Annotated in this window: 5 protein-coding genes; all 5 read right to left on the reverse strand. The window is 75.4% G+C overall.

All coding sequences use genetic code 11. The features are described from left to right. Nucleotides 1–181: 181 nt before the first annotated feature. On the reverse strand, nucleotides 182–823 hold the full coding sequence (locus AB0O00_RS29920; protein WP_363657035.1) for an alpha-ketoglutarate-dependent dioxygenase AlkB: 642 nt from the start codon (nucleotides 821–823) through the stop codon (nucleotides 182–184). A 48-nt stretch (nucleotides 824–871) separates the two neighbouring features. Then, nucleotides 872–1,351: a hypothetical protein gene (locus tag AB0O00_RS29925; protein ID WP_363657037.1), complete on the reverse strand. Its 480-nt coding sequence runs from the start codon at nucleotides 1,349–1,351 to the stop codon at nucleotides 872–874. Beyond that, nucleotides 1,348–2,919 (reverse strand): HAMP domain-containing sensor histidine kinase, encoded by a 1,572-nt coding sequence (locus tag AB0O00_RS29930; RefSeq protein ID WP_363657039.1) that lies wholly within the window; start codon nucleotides 2,917–2,919, stop codon nucleotides 1,348–1,350. The genes AB0O00_RS29925 and AB0O00_RS29930 overlap by 4 nt, the downstream gene beginning before the upstream one ends. Then, nucleotides 2,916–3,596 (reverse strand): response regulator transcription factor, encoded by a 681-nt coding sequence (locus AB0O00_RS29935; RefSeq protein ID WP_363657041.1) that lies wholly within the window; start codon nucleotides 3,594–3,596, stop codon nucleotides 2,916–2,918. The genes AB0O00_RS29930 and AB0O00_RS29935 overlap by 4 nt, the downstream gene beginning before the upstream one ends. A 315-nt stretch (nucleotides 3,597–3,911) precedes the next feature. Continuing rightward, the coding region (locus AB0O00_RS29940) for a hypothetical protein (protein ID WP_363657043.1) at nucleotides 3,912–4,749 on the reverse strand (838 nt) is incomplete at its 5' end.

Below are 4,749 nucleotides of genomic sequence, written 5' to 3' on the forward strand. Positions count from 1 at the left end.
AACGGTGCTGGCGTCGTTCGCCACGTCACGTCCTCCATGCAATGGGGTGTGGATCGCCGGGCCGGTCGCGGTCCGGTGGGTCGGAAGCCTTTGTGCGCCTTCGGCATGCCGCCGCCTCCTGCGCTCGGGCGTGTCCCCTGTGGCCAGCGTCCACGTCCCGTCCGCCGAGGGCAACCGGGGTTCAGGCCACGCCGCGCGGCCGGAACTGGACGCTGATCCGCGGGCCCACCGGCCGCGCCGTCTTCGGGACGGCGTGCTCCCAGGTCCGCTGGCAGGAGCCGCCCATCACCACGAGGTCCCCGTGCCCGATCCGGTGCCGCACGACGGCCCCGCCGCCGTACCGGGGCCGCAGCAGCAGGGCGCGCGGCTCGCCGACGGAGAGGATCGCGACCATCGTGTCCTCGTGGTTCCCGCGCCCGATCCGGTCGCCGTGCCAGGCGACGCTGTCCCGTCCATCGCGGTAGTAGCACAGGCCCAGTGTCCGGAACGGCTCGCCCAGCTCCCCGGCGTAGTGCGCGCTGAGCGCCTCGCGCGCCTCCGCGAGCACCGGGTGCGGGGCCTCGGCGCCCTCGGGGTAGGACGCGAGCAGCCGCGGGACGTCCACCATGCGCTCGTACATCTCCCGGCGCTCCGCCCGCCAGGGCACCTCCGCCGCCAGTCGTTCGAACACCCGGTCGGCTCCGTGCAGCCACCCCGGCAGCACGTCGAGCCACGCCCCGTCCCCGAGCACCACCCGCCGCACGCCCCGCAGCGGCCCGAGGCGGATGTCGTCGTCGCCGGGGTCGTCGAACAGCGAGGGCTGGAGGTGAACGGTGCCGTGCATGGCTTCAGCCTACGCCCCTATTCGAACATCTACTCGAATAAGGTGGGGTCAGCCGTTGCGGTGGAGGTCGCACTGCTGCTGGATCGCGCTGGGGGCGTCGCTGCTCACGATCGAGACGTGCGGCGTCGGGCCTGCGGCGGGGGCGTCCTCGGTGGTGCAGACGAGCTGCTGGATCGCGGTGGTGCTGAGCGAGGCCGTCGGCCAGGACAGGCGCAGCGTGACGGCGCCGGGGGTGGCGGTGGCCTGGACCTTGCCGGTCGCGGGCAGGTCGCTGTAGAGGCCGGTGCGCCGTTCGGCCGGGTCGGGGCCGCTGAGCAGGCTGTCGAGGGTCTTCTGGAGGTCCTCGCGCTGGGGGCCGGGGCGGATGGCGAGCCGGATGCCCTGCGGGCCGGGGAAGTAGAGCCGGGTGCCCGGTTCGATGCCGGTGGCGGGCAGGCCGCTGCGGACGGGGCCGGTGCTCGGGATCGAGCAGCCGCACGCGAGCAGGAGCAGCGCGGTGGCGGCGGCCAGCCGGCGGGGGGTCGTCACTGGTCCTCCGAGGTGGTGCCGAGGGGCAGGACGAGGGTGAACACCGCTCCGCCCGCGGGGGAGTTGGCGGCCTCGATGATGCCGCCGTGCAGGCGGGCGTTCTCCTGGGCGATGGCGAGGCCGAGCCCGCTGCCCTCGGAGCGGGCGCGGGACTTGTCGGCCTTGTAGAACCGGTCGAACAGGTGCGGGAGTTCGTCGGGCGGGATGCCCGGGCCGCGGTCGGTGACGGTGAGCACCAGCTGGTTGCCGGCCTCCCGCAGGGCGAGGTGCACCGGCGGGCGGCCGTGGCGCAGCGCGTTGCCGGCGAGGTTGGCGACGATGACGTCGAAGCGGCGCGGGTCGAGCCGCACCGGCAGGGCGGCGGGCAGGTCGGTCTCGATCCGGTCGGTCCAGCCGCGCAGGTCGAGGGTCTCGCGCACGGCGGAGGCCGCGTCGACGTCCTCGGTGCGCAGCGGGGCGGCGCCGGCGTCGAGGCGGGAGATCTCGATGAGGTCGTTGACGAGGCGGGTGAGCCGCTGGGTCTCGTTGCTGATCATGCGCAGTGCGGTGCCGGTGTCGGGCGGGAGCTGTTCGGCGTCCTCGTCGAGGATGTCGGTGACGGCGAGCATCGCGGCCAGCGGGGTGCGCAGCTCGTGCGAGACGTCGGCGGCGAAGCGGCGGCCCTGGCTCTCGATGGCGCGCAGTTCCTCGATGGTGCCCTGGAGCGTGCGGGCGGTGTGGTTGAACGTCTTGGAGAGCTGGGCGAGTTCGTCGTGGCCGGTGACGGTGAGCCGGGTGTCGAGCCGGCCCTGCGCGAGGGCGCGGGCGGCGTCGCCGAGGGCCCGGACCGGGAGCAGCACCTGCCGGGCGGCGAGCAGGGCGAGCCCGGCGGCGAGGACGGCGGCGAACACGCCGGCGCCGGCGGCCCCGGCGAGCACCTCGTCGGCGGCGCCCTGTTCGCGGTCGAGGGGGAGGACCGCGTAGACGGTGAGGCCGGAGGGGGTGCCGGAGCCGGGCGGCGTCCTGGCGGGGACGCCGGTGGTCACGCCGGACGGGGCGTAGGTGACGGGCACCCCGGCGGCGAGCCACGGGTGGCCGTCGGCGGCGAAGCGCTGGAACGCGGCGCGGCCCGAGCCGACGGTGGCCTGGAGGGTGGGCGGGACGGCGACGGGCTGGGTCCACTCGGAGTGGATCGTCCCGTAGGAGGCCAGGATGCGCCAGTCGCGGAAGCCGTTGGTGCCGGACAACTGTCCGGCGAGGCGGTCGAGTTCGGCCTGGGTCGGGGGGAAGGGCAGGGCGGGGGAGAGGACGTCGATGCGCCGGCGCAGCTCGTCGAGGGTGGTGTCCTGGGTGAGGTCGAGGGTGGAGTTGGTCGCGGCCCGGTAGGTGAGGGCGGCGGTGGCGAGCGCGCTGAGGGCGGCGACGGCGACGAACGCGGCGAGCATGCGCGGGCGCAGCCCGGCGATGGCACGGCGCAGGCGCAGCAGGCGATGCCGTCCGCGGAGGGCGGGCCGTCGCGGGGTCGAGTGCTCGGCGGGCGGTCTGCCGGAGGGGTCGTCGGCCGGGGGGTTCCGGCGGGCGGTGCTCACAGCGGTCCGAAGCGGTAGCCGAAACCGCGGACGGTCTGGACGTAGCGGGGCGCGGCCGGGCTGTCCTCGATCTTGGCGCGCAGCCGGTTCACCCCGGCGTCGACGAGCCGGATGTCGTCCTGGCGGCCGAGGCCCCACACCGACTCCAGGAGCTGCTCGCGGCTGAACACGCGCCCGGGCGCGGCGGCGAGCTCCAGCAGCAGGCGCAGTTCGCCCGGGGCGAGGAGCAGCGGGACGCCGTGCTTGGTGACGGTGAGCGCGGCGCGGTCCAGGACGAGGTCGCCGAGCGTCTCGCGGACGGGCTCGGGACCGGGGCCGTCGGCGCGGCGCAGCACGGCGCGGATCCGGGCGTCCAGGACGCGGGACTGCGCGGGCTTGACCACGTAGTCGTCGGCGCCGGCCTCCAGGCCGAGCACGGTGTCGACGTCGCCCCCGAGGGCGGTCAGCATGATCACCGGAGTGGGGCCCTCCGCGCGCAGGCGGCGGCACACCTCCAGGCCGTCGATGCCGGGCAGCATCAGGTCGAGCACCACGATCTCGGGCGGCTCCCGGTGAGCCTCGGCCAGCCCCTCCTCGCCGGACGCGGCGGTGCGCACGGCGTGGCCCTGGCGGCGCAGGCCCAGCGCGAGCGCGTCGCGCACCGACGGGTCGTCCTCGATCAGCAGTACTCGTGGCATGTCAGCCAGTATCGGCGCTGGTCAGGCGTGCTCCGGACCATGGCGCGGGGCGGGCGGCCAGTTGTTGCGAAACCTGTCGCACGTCGTTGCGAAACGGACATACGCGGGTCACGGGACAGAACACCTAGGGCGTGTCTTTCGGGTCAGGTCGGAGGGCCGCGGCGTCAGGGTGCGTGCATCGCAAGGCGGAGGATGGGGGCACCTCCCAGCCGCCAGGCTGGGGGAGAGTCCATGCGGAGTATCGGCGACCGACGACAACGCAGCGAGGTGCGTGCCCTGGCGTCGCGGCACCCGGCCTGACCCGAAAGACACGCCCTAGGCCTTCGGGCCGGGTGCGACGGCGTCGGGGGTGCGGCCGTCCTGCGCCTGCTGGGCGCGGGCCGCGAGGAGGCGGGCGAAGGAGGTGAGGACGGGCGCGTCGGCGGGGGTCGCGTCCGCGCCGGAGTCGCTGACGTACAGGAGCGTCGTGCCGACCCGGACGAGGGCCTCCATGCCGGCCGGGCCGTGCGACCTGGCGGCGCTCTGGTCGCCGATCGACGGGAGCGGCACGGCCGCGGTGGCGTCGGCGCCGCCCACCTGCTCCAGCCTCGTGTCGAAGGCCCGCCCGGCCGTCGCGGCGGACGCGAACGTGACGACGACGAACTGCGCGCTGTGCCGCGATCCGGCGCGGAACGTCACGGTGGCGTAGGCGAGTTGCTGGTCGCAGGCGTCCTTGACGAAGCACGGCACGTCGTCGCCCGAGCTCGTCCCGGACTGCGGGCCGGTCTCGATCCGCCAGCCGCTCGGCATCGCCCCGGGGTCGGGCAGGACGCCCTGCGCCTGGGCGGGGTCGCGCAGCGCCGTGGCGGCGTGGTCGAAGCCGTGCACGCCGGGCCGGAGGAGCGGCCGGTTGCCGAGGTTGATCCCGAGGGCGACCAGCGACGCGACCACCACCAGGGCGAGCGTCACCAGGATCCCGCCGGTCGCGCGCCGGCCGTTCGGCGGCTTCACCCGGAGCTGGACCGTCCCCCCGTCGCCGGGGCCGGCCTTGAGGTGGACGGTCGGCGGGTCCGCGGGCTCCGTCCTGAGCTGGACCGTCGAGGGGCGGTCCGCGGGCGGACCCAGCTCCGTCGAGAGCAGGTAGCGGGCGAACGCCGGGTCCTCGGCGAGCAGC

Origin of the sequence: Kitasatospora sp. NPDC093558 (assembly GCF_040683475.1) — a bacterium.
Lineage (GTDB): Bacteria > Actinomycetota > Actinomycetes > Streptomycetales > Streptomycetaceae > Kitasatospora.